Source organism: Streptomyces sp. NPDC051364 (assembly GCF_040682115.1).
Lineage (GTDB): Bacteria > Actinomycetota > Actinomycetes > Streptomycetales > Streptomycetaceae > Streptomyces.
The window spans coordinates 1-26,068 of record NZ_JBFBAH010000043.1; the positions used below are offsets into that span (position 1 = coordinate 1).

The 26,068-nt window shown below is 70.3% G+C and carries 24 protein-coding genes, 1 tRNA gene and 3 pseudogenes; 17 read left to right on the forward strand and 11 right to left on the reverse strand.

From position 1 onward, the window contains the following. Positions 1-59: transfer RNA gene (locus tag AB0M76_RS39640), tRNA-Met, on the reverse strand. A 358-nt stretch (positions 60-417) separates the two neighbouring features. On the opposite strand from AB0M76_RS39640, the gene AB0M76_RS39645 reads away from it, so the two are divergent. Then, the gene (locus AB0M76_RS39645) at positions 418-807 is read left to right on the forward strand and encodes a hypothetical protein (protein ID WP_365957597.1); all 390 of its coding nucleotides are present in this window, start codon (positions 418-420) and stop codon (positions 805-807) included. A 171-nt stretch (positions 808-978) separates the two neighbouring features. Here AB0M76_RS39645 and AB0M76_RS39650 read toward each other — a convergent pair whose 3' ends face one another. The 4 genes from AB0M76_RS39650 to AB0M76_RS39665 all read right to left on the reverse strand — a co-directional run bounded on the left by AB0M76_RS39650 (position 979) and on the right by AB0M76_RS39665 (position 7,597). Continuing rightward, positions 979-1,665 (reverse strand): peptidoglycan recognition family protein, encoded by a 687-nt coding sequence (locus AB0M76_RS39650; RefSeq protein ID WP_365957598.1) that lies wholly within the window; start codon positions 1,663-1,665, stop codon positions 979-981. Between the two features lie 1,168 nt (positions 1,666-2,833). Then, positions 2,834-3,706, reverse strand: coding sequence for a xanthine dehydrogenase accessory protein XdhC (xdhC, locus tag AB0M76_RS39655; RefSeq protein ID WP_365957599.1), 873 nt, complete (start codon positions 3,704-3,706; stop codon positions 2,834-2,836). A gap of 1 nt (position 3,707) precedes the next feature. After that, positions 3,708-6,107 (reverse strand): xanthine dehydrogenase molybdopterin binding subunit, encoded by a 2,400-nt coding sequence (xdhB, locus tag AB0M76_RS39660; protein WP_365957600.1) that lies wholly within the window; start codon positions 6,105-6,107, stop codon positions 3,708-3,710. Next, entirely contained in the window at positions 6,104-7,597 is a 1,494-nt protein-coding gene (locus AB0M76_RS39665; RefSeq protein WP_365957636.1) for an FAD binding domain-containing protein, read from the reverse strand. Before AB0M76_RS39665 ends, xdhB begins: the two co-directional genes overlap by 4 nt. A 571-nt stretch (positions 7,598-8,168) precedes the next feature. Between AB0M76_RS39665 and AB0M76_RS39670 the strand changes: the two are divergent. Next, positions 8,169-8,345 (forward strand): annotated as a pseudogene (locus AB0M76_RS39670) (hypothetical protein); the annotation flags it as partial. Between the two features lie 181 nt (positions 8,346-8,526). Here AB0M76_RS39670 and AB0M76_RS39675 read toward each other — a convergent pair. Next, a complete protein-coding gene (locus AB0M76_RS39675; RefSeq protein WP_365957601.1) occupies positions 8,527-8,799 on the reverse strand; it encodes a hypothetical protein in 273 nt (90 codons plus the stop codon). Between the two features lie 659 nt (positions 8,800-9,458). Here AB0M76_RS39675 and AB0M76_RS39680 point away from each other — a divergent pair. Next, positions 9,459-10,052, forward strand: coding sequence for a ribosome-inactivating family protein (locus AB0M76_RS39680; protein ID WP_365957637.1), 594 nt, complete (start codon positions 9,459-9,461; stop codon positions 10,050-10,052). Between the two features lie 351 nt (positions 10,053-10,403). Next, positions 10,404-10,514: pseudogene (locus tag AB0M76_RS39685) on the forward strand (IS5/IS1182 family transposase); the annotation flags it as partial. Positions 10,515-10,690: 176 nt separating this feature from the next. Here the strand turns inward: AB0M76_RS39685 and AB0M76_RS39690 are convergent. After that, positions 10,691-11,170: an SRPBCC family protein gene (locus AB0M76_RS39690; protein ID WP_365957602.1), complete on the reverse strand. Its 480-nt coding sequence runs from the start codon at positions 11,168-11,170 to the stop codon at positions 10,691-10,693. 57 nt (positions 11,171-11,227) lie between these two features. Here AB0M76_RS39690 and AB0M76_RS39695 point away from each other — a divergent pair, with 57 nt between their 5' ends. Beyond that, on the forward strand, positions 11,228-11,809 hold the full coding sequence (locus AB0M76_RS39695) for a TetR/AcrR family transcriptional regulator (RefSeq protein ID WP_365957603.1): 582 nt from the start codon (positions 11,228-11,230) through the stop codon (positions 11,807-11,809). A 300-nt stretch (positions 11,810-12,109) separates the two neighbouring features. Here the strand turns inward: AB0M76_RS39695 and AB0M76_RS39700 are convergent, their stop codons facing one another. Then, a complete protein-coding gene (locus AB0M76_RS39700) occupies positions 12,110-12,805 on the reverse strand; it encodes a helix-turn-helix domain-containing protein (protein ID WP_365957604.1) in 696 nt (231 codons plus the stop codon). Positions 12,806-12,933: 128 nt separating this feature from the next. On the opposite strand from AB0M76_RS39700, the gene AB0M76_RS39705 reads away from it, so the two are divergent. From AB0M76_RS39705 to AB0M76_RS39750, 10 genes are all read left to right on the forward strand, one after another. Continuing rightward, positions 12,934-14,670 (forward strand): amidohydrolase, encoded by a 1,737-nt coding sequence (locus AB0M76_RS39705; protein WP_365957605.1) that lies wholly within the window; start codon positions 12,934-12,936, stop codon positions 14,668-14,670. 48 nt (positions 14,671-14,718) lie between these two features. Beyond that, positions 14,719-16,383: an ABC transporter substrate-binding protein gene (locus AB0M76_RS39710; protein WP_365957606.1), complete on the forward strand. Its 1,665-nt coding sequence runs from the start codon at positions 14,719-14,721 to the stop codon at positions 16,381-16,383. Continuing rightward, positions 16,380-17,354 carry an ABC transporter permease gene (locus AB0M76_RS39715; protein ID WP_365957607.1) on the forward strand — a complete coding sequence of 325 codons (975 nt, stop codon included), beginning with the start codon at positions 16,380-16,382 and terminating at the stop codon, positions 17,352-17,354. The genes AB0M76_RS39710 and AB0M76_RS39715 overlap by 4 nt, the downstream gene beginning before the upstream one ends. Continuing rightward, positions 17,351-18,268, forward strand: a complete 918-nt coding sequence (locus AB0M76_RS39720) for an ABC transporter permease (RefSeq protein ID WP_365957608.1) — start codon at positions 17,351-17,353, stop codon at positions 18,266-18,268. Before AB0M76_RS39715 ends, AB0M76_RS39720 begins: the two co-directional genes overlap by 4 nt. Continuing rightward, positions 18,268-19,329, forward strand: a complete 1,062-nt coding sequence (locus AB0M76_RS39725) for an ABC transporter ATP-binding protein (RefSeq protein ID WP_365957610.1) — start codon at positions 18,268-18,270, stop codon at positions 19,327-19,329. Before AB0M76_RS39720 ends, AB0M76_RS39725 begins: the two co-directional genes overlap by 1 nt. Beyond that, a complete protein-coding gene (locus AB0M76_RS39730; protein WP_365957611.1) occupies positions 19,326-20,177 on the forward strand; it encodes an ATP-binding cassette domain-containing protein in 852 nt (283 codons plus the stop codon). The genes AB0M76_RS39725 and AB0M76_RS39730 overlap by 4 nt, the downstream gene beginning before the upstream one ends. Before the next feature lie 416 nt (positions 20,178-20,593). Continuing rightward, positions 20,594-20,800, forward strand: coding sequence for a hypothetical protein (locus tag AB0M76_RS39735; protein ID WP_365957612.1), 207 nt, complete (start codon positions 20,594-20,596; stop codon positions 20,798-20,800). 159 nt (positions 20,801-20,959) lie between these two features. Next, positions 20,960-21,418 carry a DUF5133 domain-containing protein gene (locus AB0M76_RS39740; protein WP_365957613.1) on the forward strand — a complete coding sequence of 153 codons (459 nt, stop codon included), beginning with the start codon at positions 20,960-20,962 and terminating at the stop codon, positions 21,416-21,418. A gap of 376 nt (positions 21,419-21,794) precedes the next feature. Further along, a complete protein-coding gene (locus AB0M76_RS39745) occupies positions 21,795-22,118 on the forward strand; it encodes a plasmid stabilization protein (protein ID WP_365957614.1) in 324 nt (107 codons plus the stop codon). Positions 22,119-22,152: 34 nt separating this feature from the next. Next, a complete protein-coding gene (locus AB0M76_RS39750; protein ID WP_365957615.1) occupies positions 22,153-22,506 on the forward strand; it encodes a PRC-barrel domain-containing protein in 354 nt (117 codons plus the stop codon). 70 nt (positions 22,507-22,576) lie between these two features. On the opposite strand, the gene AB0M76_RS39755 is transcribed toward AB0M76_RS39750, so the two are convergent. Beyond that, positions 22,577-22,864 carry a hypothetical protein gene (locus tag AB0M76_RS39755; RefSeq protein ID WP_365957616.1) on the reverse strand — a complete coding sequence of 96 codons (288 nt, stop codon included), beginning with the start codon at positions 22,862-22,864 and terminating at the stop codon, positions 22,577-22,579. A gap of 387 nt (positions 22,865-23,251) precedes the next feature. On the opposite strand from AB0M76_RS39755, the gene AB0M76_RS39760 reads away from it, so the two are divergent. Beyond that, on the forward strand, positions 23,252-23,476 hold the full coding sequence (locus tag AB0M76_RS39760) for a hypothetical protein (protein ID WP_365957617.1): 225 nt from the start codon (positions 23,252-23,254) through the stop codon (positions 23,474-23,476). A gap of 291 nt (positions 23,477-23,767) precedes the next feature. On the opposite strand, the gene AB0M76_RS39765 is transcribed toward AB0M76_RS39760, so the two are convergent. Together AB0M76_RS39765 and AB0M76_RS39770 are read right to left on the reverse strand one after the other, a co-directional pair. Further along, positions 23,768-24,304 carry a hypothetical protein gene (locus AB0M76_RS39765; RefSeq protein ID WP_365957618.1) on the reverse strand — a complete coding sequence of 179 codons (537 nt, stop codon included), beginning with the start codon at positions 24,302-24,304 and terminating at the stop codon, positions 23,768-23,770. Between the two features lie 369 nt (positions 24,305-24,673). Then, positions 24,674-25,837 (reverse strand): cytochrome P450, encoded by a 1,164-nt coding sequence (locus AB0M76_RS39770; RefSeq protein WP_365957619.1) that lies wholly within the window; start codon positions 25,835-25,837, stop codon positions 24,674-24,676. Here AB0M76_RS39770 and AB0M76_RS39775 point away from each other — a divergent pair. Beyond that, positions 25,784-26,014, forward strand: a pseudogene (locus AB0M76_RS39775) (aldehyde dehydrogenase); the annotation flags it as partial. The gene AB0M76_RS39770 and the pseudogene AB0M76_RS39775 overlap by 54 nt on opposite strands. Positions 26,015-26,068 lie beyond the last annotated feature (54 nt).

Sequence of the window (26,068 nt, forward strand, 5' to 3'; positions counted from 1 at the left end):
GACAGGATTTGAACCTGCGACCTCTGGGTTATGAGCCCAGCGAGCTACCGAGCTGCTCCACCCCGCGTCGGTGAACCCCACCCTACGGCACCGCCCGGCATGGTTCGACCAGATTTCGCGCAGGGTGAGGTTCCCCCGAGGTGCGGCTCCGTGCCAGGGCAAGGCGCACGCCGCGCGATGGTGATCGTCGCCTGGGTCTGCCTGTGGAGTGGTGCGTCGGGAGGGCCAGCCGTCGAGGTGCGTCCTGCGGGTGCGCTCATGCCCCAGACGCTCTCGGCCCGCATTCGGTCCACTGTGCTGGCTCGGCTGCGCATGGGTGAGGGGGTTCAGGCGGTGACGGGGGACTTGGGGGTAGCGGTCCGTGCAGTGTTTCGTGCGGCCCGGACGGATACGGGGCCGGCGCTTGCACTGGCGGGTGTGGACCCGGACGGTGTCGAGGCGGTGGGTATCGCTGGGCGGACTACCTGCGGCTCCTGGTTCCTGGGTGCCTCGCCCAGCCTGGTCTCCCAGATTCTCTTCGACGGCTCCGGTCAGGCCAACGCCTGGCGCAGCGAAGAGCCGGCGTTCGCGGCCGCATGTGACGCGGTGGCGGCCGCAACCGTCCAACCTGCGGAGCACCGTCCCTCCCGCTTCACGCCGGAGCGGCGTCGGCAGTTCCTCGGGTACCTGCGGGCCGGGACGGCAACGGCGAAGGCCGCGGCGGAGGTCGGCATCACGACCGCGACGGTCTATCAGCGCCGCCGCCGCGATGCCGGCTTCGCCGAAGCCATGGAGCGGGCCACCGCCACCCGCATCACCCCGGAATAGCCGACGGCCACCAGCAGCCCCGGTCGGCCAGCGGCAGATACCATGGCCAGCCCCCGGGCGCTTGGTACTGGTTGCCGTCTTGTCGTAGCCGGTGGCCAGTCCACGCCACGCGTCCCGGCGGGGTCGCGTCGCTCGACGGTCAGCTTGGCCCCCCCGCCAACACTGCGACGCCTACCGGGGGAACCTCACACGGACCGCGCTGAGTATCGCCCCCGTCTGGGCGGACCGGAGAGGGCCGGGGCATGAGTGGCCGCCCCAGTCCCGGCCGCCCATGCTGTGGATGCCGAACCCCTGGCCCAGCGGTGTGGAGGCGGGCTCGAGGGGCCACCCGTGCTGCGCCATGCCCCAGGCGTAGATCCGGGCGACGGCGTCCACCTGCTGCGCGGTGAGCGGCCGAGTCGCGAATCCCGAGGTCTCCACCGAGAGCCACGACGGGTTCCCGGCGCCCTGCGCCCAGGCCCGGTCGTGCGCGGAGACGTACTGTTCGATCTCGCCGGACTGCGAGACCCAGAAGTGCGAGGAACACTCCACCGCCGGGTCGCTGAAGCGATCGTGGAGCGAGTTCTCGCCCTCCTGCACATGCAGGACCAGACCCCGCATCTCTCGGATCCCGCCCGGAGTGAAGTTCACCGCCAGCGGCCTGTGGGTGACGTCCGGCATCCACGCCTGCCCCCGTTCGGGAGTCGTTTCGGCGGGTGGCCCTGCCCCACCCTCGTCCTGGGTTTCCGCTCGGCCGGTCCCGGGGCCCCTGCTGAAGTCGACGGCGGCGCCGAGAGCGGTGGCGATGAGTCCACCGCCGGTGCAGGCCAGGGCGGTGCGGCGCGACACCAGTCGCGGCTTCGGTTTGCGGTGGGTCACGCGAGCGGCTCCGTACGTACGGGGCAGGGATCGGAGGTCTCGCCGCGAGGCCCGGATGCGAACGCCGGTCGGTACGGCCCGGCAGGCCGGTTCGGCTCCCTGACCCTGGCGCGTCGGGAACGGAGCATCGGTAGATCCTTTGCTGGGCTGAACGTTCTCCACCGGAATACTTGCCGACCTTTGGTGTCGGAATGGGACCGGATGATGACCGTTTCGTGACAGCCGAACGGGTGCGCGCTCCGCTCGACGTGCGGCCGCAGCGAACCTTCGGTACGTCGGAGCGCAAGTTTCGGTACAGAGGAGAACGACGTCCTGTTGACGGAGTCGCTTGACGCCGGGGCGACTGGAACTACCTGGTGGGCAAAGGGCTGTTCGGAACGCCCAGGAGAGGTTGTCGTCGAAGACGCCCAGTCGATGGGCATCGAAAAGTATCGACTTCGGCTTCTCTTCGGCGTTCGCTTGGGCTGCGATGCCGACTCCGTTACGCTCGATCGTCCCGGATGAGGCCGTCCACCACCTTGTGGTCGAACCTGCTGATCCGGCGGGTCCCGAGTGCGGGGAAGTGGTGCTGGAACAGCGAGTCCAGGTGGCTGAGTGACACCGCGGCGAGATGGCGCCGGCGGGGCTTCCACTCGACGGCGTAGTCCCGGAACCGCTTGGGACCGTTCTTCTCGACGCGCGTACTTCGCCTGCTTCGCCGGGGCGGCCTTCTTCGCTTTGAAGACACCGGTCAGTCTGTCGATGGCTTCGTCCTGCCTCACGAAGCCCGACTCTTCGACCTGCTTTCCGCCGGGGCCGCTGTATCGGACCTTGTAGCAGTGCCGGCATCGCGCCCAGCGGGCTGCGGAATGTCAGCAGTCCTTGTCGTACGCGGCCAGGAGGGGGTCGAACAATTCTGCGAGGACTGGACGAACGGCACCGCGCTACGGCGCATTCAAGGGTTACGACGGCCCTCAGATCCCTGCCTCAGAACTCCCGCCAACCCGCCCGAAGCCCCGGGGGAGTGCGCGCTGAATCGGTGGTGCGCGCGGCCGGGGGCCGGGCGGGCAGGACACCTCCGATTCTCCGCTGCCCGGGGTGGCTCAGGAACGGTGCCGGGCAATCAGGGGCAGCGTTCTCATATCCGGGCCTGGCGAGGGTCGCCCAGGTGCCGCGGGTCCGTGCTGTCTCACGCGCTGCCGGCGACCGGAGCGTACGGCACCGCGGCAACCGGATTCGGCACTGCCCGGTGGCGGTCCTGTTCGAAGGACCGGAGCAGGTCCGCCGCGACGCTCACCGCGATCGTGGCGGGTTCCTTGCCGGTGATCTCGGCGATTCCGATCGGGGTCTTGATCCGGTCGATGGTGGCGGCGTCGTGGCCGCCCTCGGTGGCCAGGCGTTGCCGGAACCGCGCCCATTTGGCGGACGAGCCGATCAATCCGATGGAGCCGAGACCGGCGGTGCGCAAGGCGGCGTCGCACAGTGCGGCGTCCTCGGCGTGATCGTGGGTCATGATCAGGACGTGGGTGCCGGGTGGTAGCTCCGTGAGCACCTCCTCCGGAAGCAGTGGGGTGTGGTGCACGTGGATCTGCGCCACCGCATCCGCGAGCACGCCGAGTCGTTCGTCGGTGAGCATGTCGGGGCGGGTGTCGATCAGGTGCAGGTCGAGGTGGTGGCGGGCCAGGATGCGTGCCAGTTCCAGTCCGACGTGCCCGACGCCGAAGACCGCCACCGCTTGGACCACCGGCAGCGGTTCGAGCAGTACGGTGACGGCTCCGCCGCAGCACTGCACACCGTGCGGGCCGGTGACTTTGTCGTTGAGGGCGAATTCCATCAGCTCCGGCTCCGGCTCCGGACCGGCCGTGCCGTTCAGCTCGCGCGCCCGATCGATGGCCACGGCTTCGATGTTGCCGCCGCCGATAGAACCCCAGGTCTCGGTCCGTCCCACGACGAGTTTGGCACCGGCCCGGCGGGGTGCGTGGCCGCGCACGGTCGCGACGGTCACGAGCACGCCGGGTTCCCGGCCTGCCCGCAACCGTGCGACCGCGGCCACCCAGCTCATGTCAGGCATTGCTCAAAGAGCTTGCGTCGGCGGGGACCTCGCTGCCGTCGGGGACGCGACCGTCGTGCCGCACGCCCCCCTTGCGGGCTGCTTCGATCGCCCAGTACACCGCCTCCGGTGTCGCGGGGGAGGCGAGTTCCACACTGACTCCGGAGGGCCCGAACTCCCCGGCCGCCTGCCGCAGCGCTTCTCGCACCGAGAAGGCCAGCATCAGCGGAGGCTCACCCACCGCCTTGGACCCGTACACCGCACCCTCCTCGGTGGCGTTCTCCAGCAGCCTGACGTTGAACTCCTCGGGCATCTCCGAGAAACTCGGCAGCTTGTAGGTGCTCGCCGCCTGGGTCAGCAGCCGACCGCGGTTCGGCCCGTCGCCGGCGTCCCACCTCAGGTCCTCAAGCGTGAGCCAGCCCGCGCCCTGCACGAAACCGCCCTCGACCTGACCGATGTCGATCATCGGCGAGAGGCTGTCGCCGACGTCGTGCACGATGTCCACCCGCCGGATCCGGTACGCGCCGGTGAAGCCGTCCACCTCCACCTCGGTCGCGGCGGCGCCGTAGGAGAAGTACTTGAACGGCGAGCCCTGGAAGGCCTTCGCGTCCCAGTGCAGCCCCTCGGTCCGGTAGAAGCCGGCCGCCGACAACTGGACCCGCTGGAAGTACGCGGTGCGCACCAGGTCGTCCCAGGCGAGCTCCTTGTCGTTGCCGAGGACCCGTGCGACGCCCTCGACGATGCGCACGTCCGAGGCGTTCGCGCCCAGCTGGGTGCCGGCGACCTGCCGCAGCCGCTCGCGCAACTGCTCGCAGGCGTTCTTCACCGCCGCACCGTTGAGGTCCGCCCCGGCACTGGCGGCGGTGGCAGAGGTGTTGGGCACCTTGTCCGTGCGCGTCGGGGCGAGGCGCACCTTGTGCAGCGGGATGCCCAGCGTGGTCGCGGCCACCTGCAGCATCTTGGTGTGCAGGCCCTGGCCCATCTCGGTGCCGCCGTGGTTGATCAGGACCGAGCCGTCCTTGTAGATCAGCACGAGTGCGCCGGCCTGGTTGAAGGCGGTGAGGTTGAACGAGATGCCGAACTTGATCCCGGTGAGTGCGAGGGCCCGCTTGGCGTGCGGGTGCGCGGCGTTGAAGGCCGCGATCTCGCGCTTGCGATCGGCGATGCCGGCGTCGTTCTGAACCTGCTGCCAGACGGTGGAGATCCGTTCGGGGTGGGGGACCGGCTGTCCGTACGGCGTCGATTGGCCCTGCCGGTAGAAGTTGCGTTCGCGCAACTCCATCGGATCCAGGCCGAGCAGCGGCGCGCACCGGCCCATGATGTCCTCGATCACCAGCATGCCCTGCGGTCCGCCGAAGCCGCGGAAGGCGGTGTTGGAGACCTTGTTGGTCTTGGCGATGCGACCGGCGATGCGCGCGTGGGGAATCCAGTAGGTGTTGTCGATGTGGCACAGCGCGCGGGCCACCACGGGCTCGGACAGGTCCAGGCTCCAGCCGCCGTCCGCGGTCAGGGTCGCGTCCAGGGCCTGGATGCGGCCCTCGGCGTCGAAGCCGATCTTCCACGTGGCGTGGAAGCCGTGGCGCTTGCCGGACATGGTCAGATCCTGGGTCCGGTTGAGGCGCACCCGAACCGGCCGACCGGTCAGCTTGGCGCCGAGCGCGGCGACAGCCGCGAACCCGTGCGGCTGCATCTCCTTGCCGCCGAAGCCGCCACCCATCCGCAGGCACTGCACGGTCACCTCGTGGCTGTGCAGGCCGAGCACGTGCGCGACGATCTCCTGCGTCTCCGAGGGATGCTGGGTGCTGCTCTGGACGAACATCTGCCCGCCCTCGTCGACGTGGGCCAGCGCCGCGTGCGTCTCGAGGTAGAAGTGTTCCTGATCGGAGAACTGGAACTCGCCGGTGAACACGTGCGCGGAGTCGTCGAAGCCGGCATCGACGTCGCCGGTCAGCATCAAGGGCCGGGCCCCGTGAAAACTGTTCGCCGCGATCGCTTCCTGCAACGTGATCACGGAGGGCTGTTCGTCGAGTTCCACCTCGACGGCCGCCGCACCGAGCCGGCCCGCCTCCAGGGTTTCGGCGATCACCCAAGCGACGGCGTGGCCGTGGAACATGACCTCTTCGGGGAACAGCGGTTCGTCGTGCTTCATACCGGCATCGTTGACGCCGGGAACGTCGGCACCGGTCAGCACGCGGACCACACCGGGTACGGCGAACGCGGGCTCGGTGCGCAGCGCGGTGATCCTGCCATGGGCCTTCATGACCTGGACCGGGTAGGCGTGCAGTACGTCCTTGGTGCGATGGACCAGGTCGTCGGTGTAGAGCGCGGTGCCGGTGACGTGCAGGTTGGCGCTCTCGTGTGGCATGGAAACGCCGACGACGGGCATTTCGGGGCGCTCGGACAGATGACTCATGACGACACCGCCTCGGTGGTTTGCGCGTACAGCTTCAGCAGGCTCTGGCCGAGCATCGCGGAGCGGTATCCGGCGCTGGCGCGGTGATCGTCCATGGGTGTGCCCTGGGCCTGCAGCACCCGGGACGCGGCCTCGACGGTCTCCGCCGCCCACGGCTTGCCCTCCAGGGCTGCCTCGGTGGCGAGGGCGCGGATCGGGGTGGCGGCCACGCCGCCCAGGCCGATGCGTGCCTTGCGCACGATCCCGTCCTCGATGTCGAGCGCGAAAGCGACCGCCACGCTGGAGATGTCGTCGAAGCGCCGTTTGGCGATCTTGTGGAAGGCCGCGACGGGCGAGAGCGGCAGCGGGATGCGTACCGCGCGGATCAGCTCGCCGGGACGGCGCACGCTCTGCCGATAGCCGGTGAAATAGTCGGAGAGGGGGACTTCGCGCTCACCGTCGGTGTCGGTGAGTACCACGGATGCCTCCAGCGCGAGCAGCACCGGTGGGCTGTCACCGATGGGTGACCCGGTGCCCAGATTGCCGCCGAGGGTCGCACTGTTGCGGATGAGCCGGGATGCGAACTGCGGGAACAGCTCTGCCAGCAGCGGGACGCTGCCGTCGAGGCGGCGTTCGATCTCTGTGAGCGTCTGCGCCGCCCCGATCTCGATGTGGTCGGATTCGACTCGCATCTCCCGCAGTTCGGGCAGGCGGTCGACCGCGACCGCGCAATTCGCCCGGCGGGAACGGATGTTCACCTCCACACCCCAGTCGGTACTTCCGGCGACGACCACCGCGTCGCTCCGCTCGCGCAGTAGCTGCAGCGCATCGGCCAGGGTGCTCGGCCGCAGGAACGCGCTGTCGTCCCGGGTGTATTCGGTGGAGACTGCTTCGGGCGGGGACTGCTCGCGACGCTGCGCCAAGGGGTCGTTCTCGGCGGGTGTACCGACGGCGAACGCGGCATCGCGAATCGGGCGGTAGCCGGTGCAGCGGCACAGGTTTCCGCTCAGCGCGTGCAGATCGAAACCGTTCGGACCGTGCTCGGTGCCGGTGCCGGTGCCGGTGCCGGTGCCGGCGCCGGCGCCGTCGGCCGAGTCCGGGTGCGCGCAGCGGCCGGGTCGGTAGTACTCGGAGGCCATGCTGCAGATGAATCCCGGTGTGCAGTAACCACATTGGGAACCGCCGCGGACGGCCATCTCCTCCTGCACGGGGTGCAACGCGGCCGGCATGCCGGACTCGCCGGCGGTGGCGAGACCTTCGGAGGTGATGACCTCCTGACCGTCGAGCGCCGCGACCGGGACCAGGCAGGCGTTGACCGCCACCCAGTCAGTGGGCTTGTTTACCCCGGGACGGGCCACCAGGACGGAACAGGCGCCGCATTCACCCTCGGCGCAGCCCTCCTTGGTGCCGGTGAGACCACGCTCACGCAGAAAATCCAGCACTGTGGTGTGGGGCGCAGCCGGTGAAATCGGTGTTTCTTTCCAGTTGACCGTGATCCGCGCCGCTACCATGGCGCACTCGCATTTCGGCGCGCGGTCGATGTGACTGTCCAAGTCGCCATTTCAGGAGCTTTCTCTTTCGATGGTCGCAGCTCGATAACCCCGAGCGCAACAAATCGGCACGCAAGGACGTGCCGTAGATGGTGACAGAGATGGGAAGGTGCCGGGGCCGCAATCAGGCACGCCGGGAAGGGGGCTGCTCAGCAGCCGTGTGCAACACGACCGGGAGCCCAGGCGATCTGGTGTGCGAGGCGAAGCAGTTCGGAGATGGTCGACATCCGGCTTCGCCTCCTTCCAGTAGTAGCTCGCGAGTCGGTGCGGTCGAAGTTACGTTGCCGCAGGTTCATCGGTCAAGCGGATGTAGGTCGATTCCATGAACGCAGGCCACTTCGTGCGGCGGATATTCGTACGCGAAACCAGTCGTGTCCAGACCTGATCCGTTGGTCTACTGACGTCCACCCGGGCCGGGTATCGGATCCAGCGGGTCAGGGCCGCTCCTGTCCGCACGCCGTCGGAGGTGCAGGGCTTCAGATTCGTCTTCCCCACCCCAGGTCCTGTCGATGTCCGGGGCGGCCTGGTGGACCGCCGAGAGGCGGGCTTCGGCCGCATTCTCGCCGTGTACGGCGGGATCTTTGTCGCCGGGTCGATCGCCTGGGGCATGGTCGCCGACGGCTACCGCCCCGGCAGCTGGGTCGTCATCGGCGCCTCGGTCCGCCTCGAGGGCATACCGGTGATCATGTACGCGCCCCGCGGGAACTGACCCTGCCCGGTCGCCTCGGACCGGCCAACTGGAGTCCGTGGTCAGCTCTGGTCGGTCGGAGGCTCACTCAACTGGCAAGTAGATCAGACCCTGGACGAGCTCGGGCAGGCTGTCGTGCTGCGTCACCTGAGGTGCGTTGGGTCAGGACTTCAGGGTCTCGGCAATTGGGATGCGGCTTTGGTCAGTCGTCGCGTTCATCGCGTTCGTCGCTTCCGGCCACGTAGGCGACGAGCGTGCCGGCGAGCACGGCCCAGGCCGTTGCGACGGGTCCTTCTGTGGTCCAGGCGAGGAGGCCCAGCAGCAGGGCGGTGAGGGCTCCGGTAGCGAGGGCTCGTGGGTTGGTGAGGAACCTCCAGTGCTTGCGTCCGCTGCCGGGTTGGCGGACTTCGGCGACTGCCGTCCTGATGACGAGGGCAGCCACCACTATGGCGATGCTGAGCAGGGTGATCGCCATGGCGTCTCCGATGCGGTCAGTTGTGCGGTGTGGCGGCTTGTTCTGCCTCGTTGCGTTGGTAGATGTCGGGGGACGCCGTCGGCATCCGCGTCGACGTTCTCTTCCTCGTAGGGATGACTGTATTGACATGGAGTGACGTTTGGCCTTGACGGGCGCTGCCACGACATCGGCACTTCGCAGTTGACACCGGCCCCTTCACTCACCTGATGTTTCCCCTGATCACGACCGGCCACCTGACGCGGGCCGACGGGCGGCGAGCCGGACCGCCGGCGGGCGGGCGAGTGCGCCGTGTACCCGACGGACAGGCCGCTGGCCGTCGCGTCGGACAACCTCGACACCGACCCTGCTGTTCCTGCCCTGTGGCCTGGCAGTCCGGCTCACCTGCACCTGGCAGCGGCCCCGGGTCCCGGGAGCAGACATCAGGCAGCTTCGTGTCCGGGGCGGGGTCCGGCCACCGGAATCACGCGCTCAATTCTTAGCATCAGAGGCCAACTATTTGCTCGGCCGCCACCAGGACGACTACAAAGGACGGGACCGATCCGAACCCTGCAATGGGGATTATGACGAAGGCGGTGGATACGCATGCGTGAATGCAGCAGGATCGAACCGATCGGGGTCAGATTACTTCAGGGAAGGCATATTTCTGGCGGCCTCCCCTGATGTGGGCAGCCGTGCTGAAACCTGTGTCGTTTTCTCCGGCGCACGCATCAGCGGACGAGTATCGGCTCCTGACGTCGACCATCCGGTCGAGGGCAGAGGATGCTCAGGGATTTTTCGGCGGGGCCTCGCGACGGCCGGGAGAAATTGCTTACCTGCCCCTGCACATTCAGCTTCGAGGTTTGTCCATCGAGCTGTACATTGAGCTCCGCCTACACAACACAGGCATGCGCATCGTCGGATTCCGCAACACTTTCGAGAACGGACAGGTCCCGCCGGAAGCGTTCGTCCGCCACGTGCGGGACTCCATTGCGCCACCGGGGATCCGCCGAACCGAAGTCCTGCCGTTCGGTGGAGGCCGCTCCGACCTGGAGACGGCCGCCGCCGTGCGGCGTTTGGGGATCTTCCTGGGGCGCCGGCCCCTGGGCGACGCGGTGATCTGGCTGCACCGGAACCGCGATCCGAAGTGCACCGCACATGGAATGCTCGTGCTCTCGGAAATGATCTGTGAGGCCGCCCGATTCCCCGCCCTGGCCGATGCGATGTCGCGTATCTGGCTGACCGGCGGCAGGCTGTCGGCCGCGGCACCCGCCTGAAATTTCTTACGCGGGCGCCAATCCACAGGCAGGCACCGAAGAAGGAGCAAGCCCCTCGCCAGGAGTTCGTTTCAATCCCGTACGATCCGCGATTCCGGTCCTGGGGATCCACGGAACAGGATCGAATGTGATAGCCAAGCGCACCGGTCGCCTCGTGTTTATCGCCGCCGTACCAGCTGCCGTGGCCCTGCTCGGCCTTTCCGGAACAGCTCTTGCGGAGGGCGGAAGTCGTACCAGATCGAGGAGTACCTGAGACATCAGGATCGCATGACGGACGGAAGGCGGCCCTTTGATGCGGAACCCTTCATCGCCATGCCCGGAGACGGGAGACATCGTATAGGCGGCCCGATCATGCCGAAGCTGTGGGAAGTCGAAGACGAGTTGTGGGCGGTGATCGAGCCGCTGGTGCCCAAAGTTGAGCGTCGGGCCCGGCATCCGGGACGGAAGCGGCATCCGGACCGGCTGGTCAAGGTCGGTCCGGGCGCCATCCGTCGCGCTGCGCGCCGCGCGGCCGGGCCGGGTGGCAACACCTCGCGTCCTCCGAGCGGGGAACCGCCCGGACGTCCCCCGGTGCGTTGCCGGTCGCAGCAACGGGTCGTGTCTCTCGGACCTTGCCGGGAGCGAGGGTCCGGGCCCCGTCAGTGTTCCTTGGGGGCGATGGCCATGAGCAGCCGGACATACGGGGACCAGCGGGCGCGCCGGGCCGGGTGCTCGGCACGGTCGAGGCTGTCCTCCAACAGTGCGTCGTGCAGCCAGCGGTAGGCCAGCGGCCAGCTCAGCCGGGCGATCCCGGTGACCCGCATGGACAGGGTGTGCCGCAGCACCGTGCGCTCGTCGTCGACCGGCAGTACGGCGTACTCGTGAAAGCCGTGGAAGCCGCGAGGACCGCTGAAGGTGAAGCGGACCCAGGTTCCCGGGACGTACGCGGCGACCGTGTAGCGGACCGGGCCGTGCCCGCCTTTCGCGCCCGCGGACAGCGGGCGGTCGAACTCCATGGGAGACCAGGTCCGGTGCGGCCAGAGCCGGTCGGCCGGCCCGTCGGAGAGGGAGTCGAGGAGGGCGCCGGCCTCGGCCGCCTTCATGGGCAGCAGGCGTTCGTGGACGTTGTGGACGGGCATGGAGCTCCTTCAATTGGAGAGCAACCTCTAATTGAATTGGAGAGTACTCTCTGATTCATGCCGAGACCACCCCGCTTCGACGCCGACGAGCTCCTCGACGCCGCCGTCCTCCTCGCGGCCGCTGGCGGCCCGGCCGCAGTCACCATGTCCGCCGTCGCCCAGGCCGTCGGTGCGCCCAGCGGATCCGTGTACCACCGGTTCCCGGGGCGCTCTGCGCTCCTCGCCGAGGTGTGGCTGCGTACCGTCGAGGACTTCCAAGAGGGCTACCTCGCCGCCCTCGACGGCGACCCCGACCCCCGCAGGGCCGCCCGCGCCGGCGCCCGACACGTCGTGGCCTGGAGCCGGGCCCACCCGCGGGAGGCGGCGCTGCTCCTGTACGGCGCCGAGGAGTTCGGCCGGGCCGGCTGGTCAGAGGAGCGCCGGGAACGCGCGGACCGAGGCAACGAGCGGGTGTTCGCCCGCCTCGGCATGGTCGGCGCGGCCTTCGGCCTGACCGGGCCCGAGGGCCGGGACCGGATCGCCCTGGCCCTGATCGACCTGCCGCTCGGGGTGGTCCGCCGCCCCCTGCGGGCAGGCCGCCCGCTGCCCCCGTACGCCGAGGACCTCGCCGAGGAGTCCGCGGCCGCCCTGCTCGGCTGAACGGCGTTGCAGAAGGCTCGGTTCGGGGCATTTGCCGGTATGGGTGGGGTGTTGCGTGCGGGCACGCCAAACTCACCCCTGCCGAGCGCAGCGCCTACGGCCACGACCCCGACGGTGAGGCGTCCATCCGGACCGCAGTCACCAAGTGGCAGCAGCACATCCACGACCGTCTGAAGGCCGTGCCCCGGAACATGGTTGTCAACAGTGTTGCGCCCATGGCTGCGTGTGGACCGAAAGGCGGGGCGAGGGCGACGGCACCGCCACCCCCGACCCGCCCCCGAGGGGCCTGCGGGCACGCGCCTACGCGCCGCGGAGTGCTTCGACCCGCTTCTCGATGGCGGTGATCAGCGCCTCGACCCTGGCCGCGAAGATCTGCTCGTCCGTCACCTCGGCCAGCTCCGTGCTCAGTCGGGTGATGTTCGGGAATCCCTCGGCGTCGACCAGCCGGTACTCCCGGCTCCACGAAGACTCGTCGGCCTCCCGGATGTCCGGGTCGAACAGCAGGTAGGCGGCGCGCTGCCCCACGTAGGCGAGCAGCGAGTCACCCACCATGCGGTAGTGGACGGCCGCCTCGGCGCCGTCGAGCCCGGCCTCCCTGACGGCTCCGATGATGAGCTCGACGACACGGAACTCGTTGGGCCGGCGGGTGGTGCGGCTGGCCATGGTCGAGCCGACCACCGGATAGCGCAGCGCGACCTCCAGGGAGGCGTCGGCGAGCGCCCGCAGCCGCCCTTTCCAGTCGAGGCCCTCGGGAATGCTGTCGACCACCTCGCCGAGCGTGCGGTCGGCGACGGAGAGCAGCAGCTCGTCCTTGTCGCGGAAGTGCCGGTAGATCGCTGTGGGGTCGGCGCCGAGCTCCTCGCCGAGGCGTCGGACGGTGAAGGCGTCCGCGCTGCCGCGAGCCGCGATGCGCAGGCTCGCCTCGATGATGGCGTCGGGCGTGAGCTGGCTGCCCGCGCGCTTGGTCCGGGCGGATGTGTCGGATGACTTCGGCATGGTGCGGCCAGTGTAACGATGTGGAACGGAGGGAGCGCAACATCGTTGACAACAATGTTGCGCTCCCGTTCACTCCTCCTCAACAACAAGCCGAGCGGGTCCGCCCGCCGATGGGGAGGGGTGCGTCGATGGCCGTCAGCAAGGAGCCGATCGTGCAGCGGGCCGACACCGTTTTCGTGGGAGGACGGGTCTTCACCGGCACCGGCACCGGCACCGCCACCGGCACCGGCACGGGGACCGGGGCCGCCGCCGGACCCGTCGACGCCGCCGTCGCCGTCGGAGGTGGCCGGATCCTCGCCGTCGCCGACGAGGCCGCCGTCCGCTCGCTCGCCGACGAGTCCACCGAGGTCGTGGACCTGGCGGGCGGACTGCTCGTCCCCGGCTTCCAGGACGCGCACGTCCACCCCGTGGTGGCCGGCGTCCTGATGCTCGGCTGCGACCTGTCCGAGGAGCGCACCATCGAGGGCTATCTGGCCGTCGTGGCCGCGTATGCCAAGGAGCATCCGGATGCCGCGTGGATCCGCGGCGGCGGATGGTCGATGGACGTCTTCCCCGGCGGCACGCCCACCCGCGGCATGCTCGACGCCGTGGTCCCGGACCGGCCGGTCATGCTCACCAATCGGGACGGTCACGGAGCCTGGGTCAACACCCACGCGCTCCGGCTCGCGGGCGTGGACCGCGGCACCCAGGATCCGGCCGACGGCCGGATCGAGCGGGAGGCGGACGGCACCCCGGCGGGCACGCTCCAGGAGGGTGCCGTGGATCTGGTCGCCCGGCACGTGCCCATCGCGACGCCGGACGAGGCGCTCGCCGGCCTGCTGGCCGCGCAGGAGCACCTGTTCAGCCTCGGTGTGACCAGCTGGCAGGACGCCATGATCGGCGCCTTCCCCGGCAACCCCGACAATTTCGGCGTCTACCTGCGTGCCGCGAGCGAAGGTTCCCTGCGGGCGCGTGTCGTCGGCGCGCTGTGGTGGGACCGCGAGCGCGGACTGGAGCAGATTCCCGAGCTGGAGGAGCGGCGCCGCACCGGCCGGGCGGGCCGCTTCCACGCCACCTCCGTGAAGATCATGCAGGACGGCATCGCCGAGAACTTCACCGCCGGAATGCTGGAGCCGTACCTCGACGGCTGCGGCTGCGCCACCGGGAACTCCGGGCTCAGTTTCATCGACCCGGAGCTGCTCACCGAAGCGGTCGCCCGCCTCGACCGCTCGGGCTTCCAGCTCCACTTCCACGCGCTCGGGGACCGCGCCGTACGGGAGGTCCTCGACGCGCTGGACGCAGCGCGTGCCGTCAACGGCGCCAATGACAACCGGCACCACCTCGCCCACCTCCAGGTCGTCCACCCCGATGACATCGGGCGTTTCGCGCGACTTGGAGCGGCCGCGAACATCCAGGCGCTGTGGGCCGCGCACGAACCCCAGATGGACGAGCTGACCATCCCCTTCCTGGGGCCGGAACGAGCGGCCCTCCAATACCCGTTCGGGGATCTCCAGCGCGCCGGCGCCCGGCTCGTCGCGGGCAGCGACTGGTCCGTCAGCAGCCCCAACCCGCTCTGGGGCATCCACGTCGCCGTCAACCGCGCCGTACCCGACGAGGCGCCGAACACGACCGGGACCCGCGAGGCCTTGCCTCCCTTCTTCCCCGAGCAGGCCCTGACCCTGTCCCAGGCCCTGACCGCCTACACCGCCGGCAGCGCCTGGGCGAACCACCTGGACGAGGTCACCGGCACCGTCGAGGTGGGCAAGTACGCCGACCTCGTCGTCCTCGACCGGGATCCCTTCGCGCACCCCAGCGAGGAGATCGCCGAGACCCGGGTGCTGCGGACCTACCTCGACGGCGAACTCGTCTACGCCGCCTCGCTCTGAACCGACGGACCTCCCCCTCCCCCCGCTCACCCCTCTCGGAGGCAGCAGATGCCCTCAGCCCGACCGAGCTCGCGCCGGCCCCGACGGCTTCGCCACACCGCGGCGGCCGCCCTCGCCACGGCCGCCGTGCTCGTCACGAGCGCGTGCGGCGGCCCCGCACACCGGCCCGACGACACCACCAGCGGATACCGGCTCACGGACAGGACGCCCGCCGCCTCGGGCGACCTGGACTCCTTCACCTGGTCCGTCTACGCCGAGCCGACCACCATCGACTACGCGCACTCCTTCGACTTCCCGCCCAACCAGATCCTCGCCAACGTCTGCGAGAGCCTGCTGCGCTGGAACCCCGACCTGACCACCTCGCCGAACCTCGCGGCCTCGTACAGCAATCCCACACCCACCACCTGGGTGTACCAGATCCGCCCGGGCGTGCGCTTCCACGACGGCACGGAACTCACCGCGGACGACGTCGTCGCCTCCCTGCGCCGCAACCTCGACCCCGCGACCGCCAGCGTGTGGGCGTACCCCTTCCGCAACGTTCAGGCGGTCGAGCGCACCGGTCCGCTGGAGGTCACCGTCACCCTGGCGAAGCCGGACTCCACCTTCAACGAGTACCTCGCCGCCGGCCCCGGCACCGTGGAATCCGCCGCCACGCTGGCCAAGGCCGGCAAGGACTACGGCAACGCGCAGACCGGCGTGAACTGCACCGGCCCGTTCTCCTTCGAGTCCTGGACCTCCGGCCAGTCCCTCGGCCTCAAGCGGTTCGACGGATACTGGAACGCCGACCTCAAGGCCAAGTCCGGCCGGGCGAAGTTCGTCTTCCTGGCCGACCCCACCACCCGCGTCAACGCCTTCCGCAGCGGCGAGGTCGACGGCGGCTGGATGGTCCCGCCGAACGCCTACAAGCAGTTGGGTGCCACCGAGGCCGGAACGCTCTACTTCGGCCGGAGCACCACGGTCGTCGACGAGGTGGTGAGCAGCCTCAAGGGCCCCCTCGGCGACGCCCGGGTCCGCCAGGCGCTGCTGATGGCCATCGACCGCAAGGGCATCGTCAAGGCCGGAGCGGGCGGAGTCGGAGAGGTCGCCCATTCGCTGACCACCGACAACCTGTGGGACGACGCACCCGCCGCCGCACGCGAGGGCATCCTCAAGGACGTACCGACGTACCCGTACGACCCGGCGAAGGCCAAGGCGCTCGCCGCAGAGGCCGGGGTGGACGGCCAGAAGATCGTGATCGCGACCAGCCCGCTGGACTCCCAGACGACGATCATCACCCAGGCCGTCGCGCAGGCCGCCACGGCCATCGGCCTGAAGCCGCAGATCGATTCCCTCTCCGCCGAGAAGTACACGACCCTCTTCACCGATCCGGCCGCACGCGAGGGCATCGACCTGTTCCTCACCTTCTGGTACACGTCGATCACCGACCCGCTGGACGTGTACGGCTCGCTCCAGACGGGCTCCTTCAGCAACTACGGCAACTGGTCCGATCCGGCCTTCGACGCCGCCGTCGACAAGGCCGTCGCGGCCCACGATCCCGCCGAACACGCCGCGGCCAACGCCGAGGCCCAGCGAACGGCACTGCGCGAACTGCCGTGGCTGCCCCTGTACACGCAGCCCGTCAGCGTCTTCATGGGCAAGCGGATCACCGGCGTCCAGCCCTCGATCGCCTACCTCTACTACCCGTGGGCCGCCGAGATCGGAGCGAAGCGATGACGCCCGCACCGGTACTGGCCCGGGTCGGCCGGGTGCTGCGCCGGCTGGCCGCCATGGCGGCGACCTTGCTCGTCACCTCCTTCCTGGTGTTCTCCTCGCTCTTCCTCGTCCCGGGGGACCCGGCCGCCTTCCTGGTCAAGGGACGCAGCCCGAGCCCGCAGGAACTCGCCGCGATCCGGCACCAGTACGGCTTCGACGAGCCGTTCCCGGTCCGGTACGGGAAGTGGCTCGACGGTGTCCTGCACGGCGACTTCGGCCGCTCCTACCTCTTCCACCAGGACGTCGGCTCGGTCATCTGGTCGCGCCTGCCCGCCTCCCTGTTGCTGGTCGGCGTATCGGCCCTCATGATCGTCGTCGTGGGGGTCGGAGCCGGCATCGTCGGAGCGCTGCGCCGTGGCACGCGCACCGACCGGACCCTGATGCTGCTCGTGACGGTGGGCGCCGCCGCCCCCGCCTTCGTCGCCGCCCTCCTGTTCCGGTCGGTGCTGGGCGTGCGACTGGGCTGGTTCCCGACCATCGGCAACGGCACCGGCCTGCTCGACCGGCTCCACCACGTCGTGCTCCCGGCAGCGGCCCTGTCGGTGACCTTCATGGCGCTGGTGACCCGGGTGACCCGGTCGGCGATGCTGGACGAACTGCGCCGTGAGCACGTCGAGGTCGCACTCAGCCGGGGAACGCCGCGGCGGACGGTGATCAGGCGGCACGTGCTGCGCAACGCGCTGGGCCCGATCGTGACGGTCTCCGCACTCCTGGTCTCGGGGATGCTGGTGAGCACGGCGATCGTGGAGACCGCCTTCGGCATGGCCGGGGTCGGTTCGCTGCTGGTGCAGTCGGTGGACCAGATGGACTTCCAGGTCGTGCAGGCCATCGTGCTGCTAGTCGTCGGCGCGTTCGTCGTGGTCAACGCCCTGGTGGACCTGGTGCATCCGCTGATCGATCCGCGGGTCGCGGCCGGGGGGAGTGCGCGATGAGCCTACGGACCTCACCCCCGGCGGGCACCCCGGCCATCCCGGCCGGCGCCGCGGCCGCGCCCCCCGGCGGGATGCTCCGCGCGACGTTCACCCGGATCCGGAGACTCGGCGGCGGCCCGCTGCACGCCGGCTGCATGCTGCTCCTGGCCCTGTTCCTGGTGCTCTCCCTGTTCGGCCCCTGGCTGGCGCCGTACGACCCGACCTTCGGCTCGCTCGGCGACACCCTCGTCGGGCCGAGCGCCCAGCACTGGCTGGGGACCGACCAGGGCGGCCACGACACCTTCTCGGCGCTGATCGTCGGCACCCGGTCCAGCCTCGCCGGACCCCTCGCGGTAGTGCTCTTCTCCACCGCGGCGGGCATCGCCGTCGGCCTGTTCACCGCCTGGCGCGGCGGGTGGACCGACACCCTGGTCGGGCGTGTGCTCGACGTCCTCTTCGCCTTCCCCGCGCTGCTGCTGGCGATCCTCGCGGTGGCTCTCTTCGGCAAGGGGATGACGGCGCCGGTCATCGCGATGGCGATCGCGTACATGCCGTACACCGCACGCGTCGTACGGGGTCTGGCGGTGCAGGAGAAGGCCCGGCCCTACATCGCGGCCTATCGGGTGCAGGGGCACTCCGCGGTGTTCGTCGCGGTCCGCGCCCTGCTGCCCAACATCGCCCCCACCCTGCTCGCCCAGTCGACCGTGAACTTCGGCTACGCCCTCCTCGACCTCGCCGCCCTGTCGTTCCTGGGGCTGGGCGTCCAGCCGCCGACACCCGACTGGGGCGCCATGATCAATCAGGGGCAGACCGCCGTCCTCCAGGGACAGCCGCTGTCCGCGATCGTGCCGGCCGTCGCGGTCGTCCTGGTGGTCGTCGCCTTCAACGTCGTCGGGGAGACCCTCGGCGACCGGCTCGCCGGGAGGGACTCCTGATGGCACTGCTCGAGTACGAGAACCTGCACATCGCGCTGCCCACGACGGCCCGCCCGGTCCTGGACGGCATCACCCTGACCGTCGCAGCCGGGGAGGTCGTCGCCCTGGTCGGCGAATCCGGCTCCGGGAAGTCGGTCACCGCTCGCGCCGCGCTCGGGCTGTTCCCCCCGGGGTGCGCGACCCGTGGCCGGGTCCGGGTCGACGGCATCGACCTCGTCGGAGCCGACGAGGCCGGCCTGCACGAGGTACGGACCGCCAAGGCTGCGATGATCTTCCAGGACCCCAGGGCGGCCATCAACCCGGTACGCCGCGTCGGTGACTTCCTGACCGAATCGCTGCGGATCGGCCAGGGCTGGCCGAAGGACCGGGCGAACGCCCGCGCCGTCGAACTGCTCACCGCCGTCGGCCTCCCCGATCCCGCCCGGCACCTGGACCAGTACCCGCACGAGCTCTCCGGCGGCATGCTCCAGCGTGTCGTGATCGCCGCGGCCCTCACCACCGAGTCCCGTCTGCTGCTGTGCGACGAACCCACCACCGCACTCGACGTCAGCACCCAGGCCGAGACCATGGCCATCCTCGGGCGGCTCCAGCGCGAGAGGGGCCTCGGCATGCTCCTCATCACCCACGACGTCGAACTCGCGGCCGCCTCCAGCGACCGGATCTACGTGATGTACGCGGGGCGGATCGTCGAGACGGCCCCCGTGGCCGACCTGTTCGCCACCCCGGCTCACCCCTACACCGCCGGCCTGCTCGGCTCGTCCCCACCCCTGAGCGGACCGGCGGGACCGTACGGCCGCCTCGTCCCCATCCCCGGAGCCCCGATGGGCCTCATGGAGTCCGCACCCGGCTGCGCCTTCGCACCGCGCTGCCGCTTCGCCGAGCCCGGCCGCTGCGACCAGTCGCCGCCGCCCCTGCGGCCGCACGGCCCGGGCGAAGTCGCCTGCCACCGCGCGGACGAACTCGCCGGCGAGCTCTCCGGCACACACCCCGACATGGCGGCGACGGCCGCGACGATCCCGGCTCCGGCCCGCACCGGCGCTCCGGACGAGGAGGACCGTTGACCACCACCGAGCCGATCCCGGCGCTGCTCCGGGCGAGCGGCCTGCACAAGACGTACCGGACCCGGGGGACCGAGGTCGTCGCGGTCGACGGCCTGTCGTTCTCCGTACCGCCGGGCGGGGCGCTCGGCATCGTCGGGGAGTCGGGTTCCGGCAAGACCACCACTGCCCGGATGCTGGTCGGCCTGGAATCCCCCGACGCGGGGGAGATCCTCGTGCAGGGCGAGCCGTTGGCGAAGGCCGCACGGGGGAAGGCGGCCCGGCTGGCCCGGGCCAAGGCCGTCCAGATCGTCTTCCAGGACCCCTACCTGTCGCTCGACGGCCGCATCAGCATCGGCGCGACCCTGGACGGTGTCCTGCGGCTGCACGGAGCCCACGACCGTACGGCGCGGGCCGCCCGGGTCAGGGAACTGCTGGCACAGGTCGGCCTCGGCGACCGCGAGGCGGCGGCCCTGCCCCGCAGCCTGTCCGGCGGGCAGCGCCAACGTGCGGCCATCGCCCGGGCGCTGGCCGTCGAACCGGCCGTGCTGGTGCTCGACGAGGCCGTGTCCGCCCTTGACGTCTCGGTCCAGGCACAGGTGCTCAACCTGCTCGCGGACATCCGCCGCGACACCGGCATCGGCCTGGTCTTCGTCAGCCACGACCTGGCGGTCGTCCGATACGTCTGTGACGAGGCACTGGTCATGTACCGGGGCCGGACGATGGAGCACCGGCCCGTGGCGGAACTCCTCACCACGCCCCGCCACCCCTACACCCGGCTGCTGCTGGCGTCCGTCCCGCACCCCGGCTGGGACCCCGACTCCATCAGCCGCCGCCGACGCGGGCTCGACCGCGTGACTGCGACCTCGTGACGGTGACCTCGGGACACCGACGTCGTGACTCCGACCGCGGACGTCCTGGCCGCCGGCATTCGCGACTCGGCTCCTGCACCACTGCGATGTGACCTTCATCAACGGAGCCCGCTACCGCTCGAGAGACGACTCAAGGCCATCGTGCGGGACACGGACGTGGCCTCACATCTGGGCGCGTTCACCCATACGCAGCGCCGCCGACCCGGGTGCGGCCCTGGCGCGGCGTGCGTTCCAGCATGGGTGGGCTCCTGGCGGTAGCGGGCTCCATCGTCGGGGCCACGCACCCCGCCTCCACCCCGCCACCGCCGCCAACGCCCTGCTCACTCCTACTGGTCACCCATATGATGCGAAAGGTAACTGTGCGTGCCAGGGTGGAGGAGAAGCCTTCAGCCACGTGTCGCAGAGGAGTCGCGGTCATGGGCGGTAAGCAGGACAAGCGCCAGGAGCCGGGCAAGGGCCGCGAGGAGCAGGAGCGCATGCGTCCTGTAGGTCAGGACCCCGTGCACCCCGGTACCCGCGAGGAGCGGTCCGGCAAGACGAGTCCCGAGGAGATCGCGCAGCGCCGCCTGGAGGAGATGCGGCGTGAGCGCGGAGATGACGAAATGCGCGAAGACGAGTTCTGACCGCATCAGATCGTTCTTCGCCCATGCACGCAGGACCCGGCCGGGCCCGTGGTCACCATCACCCCGGCCGGGTCCTGTCATGTGGCCGGTCCAAGGACCGACGCAGGCGTCGGCCGCCGCTGCCCACGCAGGTATCCATCACGAAAGCAAGTGATCTCCATGGACCCACCCGCGTCACCCGAGCGGACGCTCGCTTGGGCGGTGGGCACGCTGATGGCGACGATCCCGGCCCCGGCCCGCGAGGCCGAGCGCATCTTGTCCGCGGCGGCAGCCCGAGCGGGCCTGCCCGAGACCGCCCTCGCCGAGGCGATGCTTGCTGCCTCCCGGGGCATGCCCGTCCCGGCCCGCGCTGAGCGGGTCCTGCGCCAGGGCGTCCACGCCGCCCGCACCCCGACCGCCGCAGCCTCGGCCTCCGGCCCGTATCTGCTGCCGCTCCGGGCGGACGCCGAGCGGGCACTCGGCCGGTTTTTCGAAGCCCGCCTGCGCCTGATCGCAGCACCCGCCGACCCGGACGCACGCCGGGCATTCGAGGACTCCCTGTTCACCCTGTGCGTCCTCATGGGCCGGCCCTCCGCCCCCGAGGCGATGCACGAGGCTCTCCAGTACACCGAGGGCTGACCCCGCAATTCGTGCCGCTCGGCCCGGCCCGCACCCCATCTGAAACGACGGAGGCGGTGGATCATGCGCGGCAGGAAGAAGGACCCGCGCCCGGAGTTGCTCCCCGATGAGGGAGCCGCTGTGGACGAGCACGGTCGGCCTGCGGGAGTCCCGTACCGGACCGGCCCGGGCAGCGGCAAGCCCGTCGACCGGGAACGGGTGGACCGTGCCCGCAGGGAGGTGACACATAGGAAGGCCGGTGAGGAGCCGTCGGCGGACGGGGCAAAGAGGCCGCGTGAGCCTTCTGAATGAGATGGCCCTGGGCGGGAAGGCGCAGGACGGGCCTGGTGGCACAGCCACCGTGCAGAGACCACAACACGAGCTGAGGAGAGTCATCATGCCTCGCGGTTCCAGCCCCAAGCGGGAACGTCAGTACGAGCACATCAAGGAGAGTGCCGAGCAGCGCGGCGAGAGTACGAAGCGCGCCAAGGAGATCGCGGCCCGCACCGTGAACAAGGAACGTGCCCGCTCCGGCGAGTCGACGACAGCGAGCCGGTCCTCGATCCAGGACATGTCGTCCTCCAAGCGGGGTGGGCAGCGCTCGCACAGCGGTTCGCAGGGCCCCACCAAGGAGCAGCTGTACAACGAGGCGAAGCAGCGGGGTATCGAGGGTCGTTCGAAGATGGACAAGGCAGAGCTGAAGCGGGCGCTGGGCCACTGAACGGGCACGGTCCGCGTGATGAAAGGGGTCTGCTGTGACGGAGTTCGACATCTGGGGTTACCGTCCGGATACGGGTTACCAGCGGGGCACCGACATCGTCGGCTACAAGGTCGAGGCCACGGACGGCAGCATCGGCAAGATCAGCAAGCATTCCGAGGAGGTTGGTGCCTCCTACGTCGTCGTGGACACCGGGGTGTGGATCTTCGGCAAGCACGTGCTGCTGCCCGCCGGGACGATCAAGATAATCGACATGGTGGAGGAGAAGGTCCACGTCGACCGGACCAAGGACCAGATCAAGGACGCTCCCGAGTTCGACGAGTCCAAGCGCGGCGGCGAGCCGTCCTACCTGGAGCAGTTCGGCCGGTACTACAACCAGCCGCACATGTAGCGCGGGCGCACGTGCCGCGGGGCCCGGCCGTTCGGCGGGGCCCCGCGGAGCCGGCCGAGCCCGTGCACCGTCAGAGGGTCGGGGACCCCCCCACCAGTCCAGGGCTTCGGGCCCCGGTGTTTCCGGGTCGTGGGGCTCGTCGTGATGGGCGTGGGCGGTCGGGGTGTGCCTGGGCCAGTTCGGTGGTGACCTCGCTGACCAGGCGGGGTTCCGCGGCCTGGACGAGGAGGGCCGGGACGAGTTCGCTCAGCGGGGGCTCCGCGGCCTTGTTCGCCTTCGTTTCGGTGGTCTGCTTCACGGTGGTTGCGGCGGTCTTGCCTGCGGCGGTGTTGGCCTGCGTGGCCAGGGTCCGTTGCACGGGCGGCGGTACGAGCGCCGGCGCCGGGGGTTGGCCGGGCGGCCCCCGGGTTCCCGGCCGGGGAGGTGGCCGGGAACCCGGGGCGTCCGGCTTCCGTACGGATCCGGGCGGCAGCCCGTCGTTCGGGCGAGCCGGCTGCATGACGCCGGGAGGTCGCCATGCGGCTGAGGCCCGCTCCGGAAGCACCCATCCGTGGGTGGCAGCTTCCGGTATCCACGCGTGTATTCCGGTCGCCTTCCCCCAGAACACTCTCCCCCCAGGAGTTCTGAGAAGAGGTCAAGAGCTGCTGTGCTCTCGCCCACTCGCGGTCGGAGCCACTGCATTGCCGTTCGGCGGGCAGGGTGAACCCCGGATGCCTTACTGGCCGCTCTGCCGCACTCTGGTTGCATGGCGGACCAGACGGAGATCGTTATCCACCCCGTGTCGCCGCAAGGCGGGCGCAAGGTCACCGTGCACGCGCTCGGCGTTGACGCGGACCTTGGCCGGGCGTTCACACCCGCAGACGTGTCGGAGTTCCTGCGCCGGGCCGGGCTGGAGGATGTGGACCTGTCCGAGGACGGGCCGATCCAGTGGGAAGGGGGCGGCCCCGAGGTGTGGACCAGCGACATCTGACGCCGTCGAGCACCCCGTCGCAAGCGAACTACAGGGCCGCGCTCAGACCAGGGGGCGGCGCTCGATCATCCGCCCAGTGCCCTGGTGCCGCCGCGGATGGGCGACATGTGGGGTGCGGCTTTGTACGTCCGGGTGCCGTGCACCGGCGTTTTCGCCGAGGTGGAAACATCGGGGGACTCATGGGGCCGACGTCCCGTGCGCGCCAGGCGGGGACCCCGTGATGGTGAGCTCGAGCCTCGCGCGCAGGGGGGGGAGCCAGCGCGCCGACGCGTTGGCTCGGCAAAGGGCCTCTTATGCTGGCCGGACCCTCACCGCGGTTTCCGCCGTGAGGACCTCGGCCGCGCGGCGGCGGCGCAGGTCGTCCAGGGTGCGGGTCTGTGTGTCCGCCCGGGCGAGCAGCCGGTCGAGGTCGGGGGCGTCGAGGCGGGTGTCGGTCTCGGCGAGGTCGCGCAGGGCCCGCCAGCAGGCGGCCTTGCCGTACACCCCCAGGAGCATGGTCTCGAGTTCGGTGACGTCGCTGAGCGGGGACCGGGAGAAGAGCCTGCCGTTCGGCTTGAGCCGTCCCGCGGTCTCGCCGATCCGGCCCGCCGCCTCGCGCAGTCGCCGTACGGGTACGTCGAGGTCACGCATCATGCGGCGCAGGCTCTGCTGGTCCGCTTCGACCTGCGCCGCCAGCACCGCCAGTTGGGGGCCCTCGTCCGTGTGGCGGTGCCGGTCCGCGATCCGTTGGATCAGACGTACGCCGGCACCCGAGCCGGTGAGGTGGTCGTTCAGATAGACAGTGAGGAGGGATGGTCCCGACGAAGTCAATGATGTGGTGTCGTGCATGGCGGAACCTCCGATCCAGAACGCTTCCCGTACGCTCCGGCGCCTACCCGCCCGGGCCGAGGTGAACCGGCGGTGGACCGATGGGCTGGCCGCCGAGGCGGGGGACCGTTGGGGCGCCTGCGGCGTTCCCGGGCCGTGTCCGCTTGGGGGCCAGGTGCCGGGTGGGCGCCGTGCCCTGGTGCGCGGCCCCGTCCTCAGGGGGTGCGACGGCCGCAAGTGCCGTCGCCGGTGGCTGACCTCGCGGCCGGTGAACTGCTTCCCCATCACTTCGACGGCTTCCTCCGGCATCTCGGCGCGCTCGTCGAACGCCGACAGGGTCGCCGAGGCGCCCCGGGAGACACACCTGGGAACGCTCCCTTCCCGCGATCCCTACGGCCGAAGGATCAGCTCGAAACCGCTGCGGGGCAGGGTCGGAATGCGGGACAGGGGGATGGTCAGATCCTGTTCGGGGACGTCGAAGTCGAGCCGGGCCAGTTCTGTCGCGATGACCGCGAGGGCCGTCACGGTGATGTCCTCTCCGGGACAGCGGTGGCCGCGTGCCGGGTCGCCGCCGCCCTGGGCGACCAGGGCGTCCAGCGGGCTGTGCGGGCCGGTGAAGCGGTTCGGGTCGAACCGGTACGGGTTCGTCCACAGAGCCGGATCGTGGTTCTGGCCGTACAGGTCGAGCAGCACCAGGGTGCCCTGCGCGATCTCCTCGCCCCGCCACTCCAGGTCTCGCGCCGCCAGGCCTCCCACGAAGGGCGCGAAGGGGTGGAAGCGCCGCACCTCGTCGGCGAACGCGACGGCGTGGCCGCCTCCCCCTCCGGAGCGCAGCAGGTCGAGGTGGTGGGGCCAGCGGTGCAGGGCGTGAGCGGCGAACGTGGCGAACCAAGCGATCGCGATCGTGGGGCGGATCACGTTCAGCAGCTCCACGGCGGCGACCCGCGGATCGAGGAGGTTGCCGTCGACGTCACGGTGCCGGGCCACCGTGCCGAGTGTGGAACCCGAGGTGACCGCGTCGGCCCGCGTCGCGCGGACGTCGGTGACCAGTTCCGCGAGGGCCCGCTCCTGCCGGGCCCGGGCCCGGCAGGAGCGCACGTGGCGAGGGCCGGGAGAGGCGAAGCCGTCGACCATGGCCGTGCAGTCGCGGGCCATGTCCGAAACCGCCGTGTCGGCGAGCGGGAGGCCCGCCCACTCGCACACGGCCAGGGCGAGGGCATCGGCGGTGGCGTCGAAGAGGACCAGCCGTTCCCGCCGCCGGCTGGTCACCGCCGCTAGGAACCGTGCCCGGATGAGCTCGGCCAGTGCCGCCACACCCTCGGCGTTCTTCAGCAGCGACAGGAACATCGCCTTGCGGATGCGGTGTGCCTCACCGTCGAGGGTGTGGACGGCGCCGTGCCCGAAGAGGGTGTCCAGGACGGGGTCCGGCAGGGCGGTGGCCCGAACGACGTGGTGTCGTTTGCCGATGGTATGCGGGGTAGGCGGGACATAGGGCGGCCGAAGGAGGCGACCCTCGGGCTCGGCGCGGACAACGGCTGCGAATGCGTCGGCCACCAGGCCCACGGCCTCAAGGCCAGGAGGACGCCGCCCTCACCATGAACAGCCTCATTGATGCCGTTCGCTTCACCGGCAGCCTCGGTGTCGTCAAGCGTGTTCGTACCCGAAGCCCCTGGAGCAGCCGAAACCCAGGGAGAACTGGAAGCACGAGCCAAGATCCCGATCCACTTCGGAAGGCGCTCGGACCCTGACCATCGGAGGGGCCGACCGACCGCCGACACCACGCCG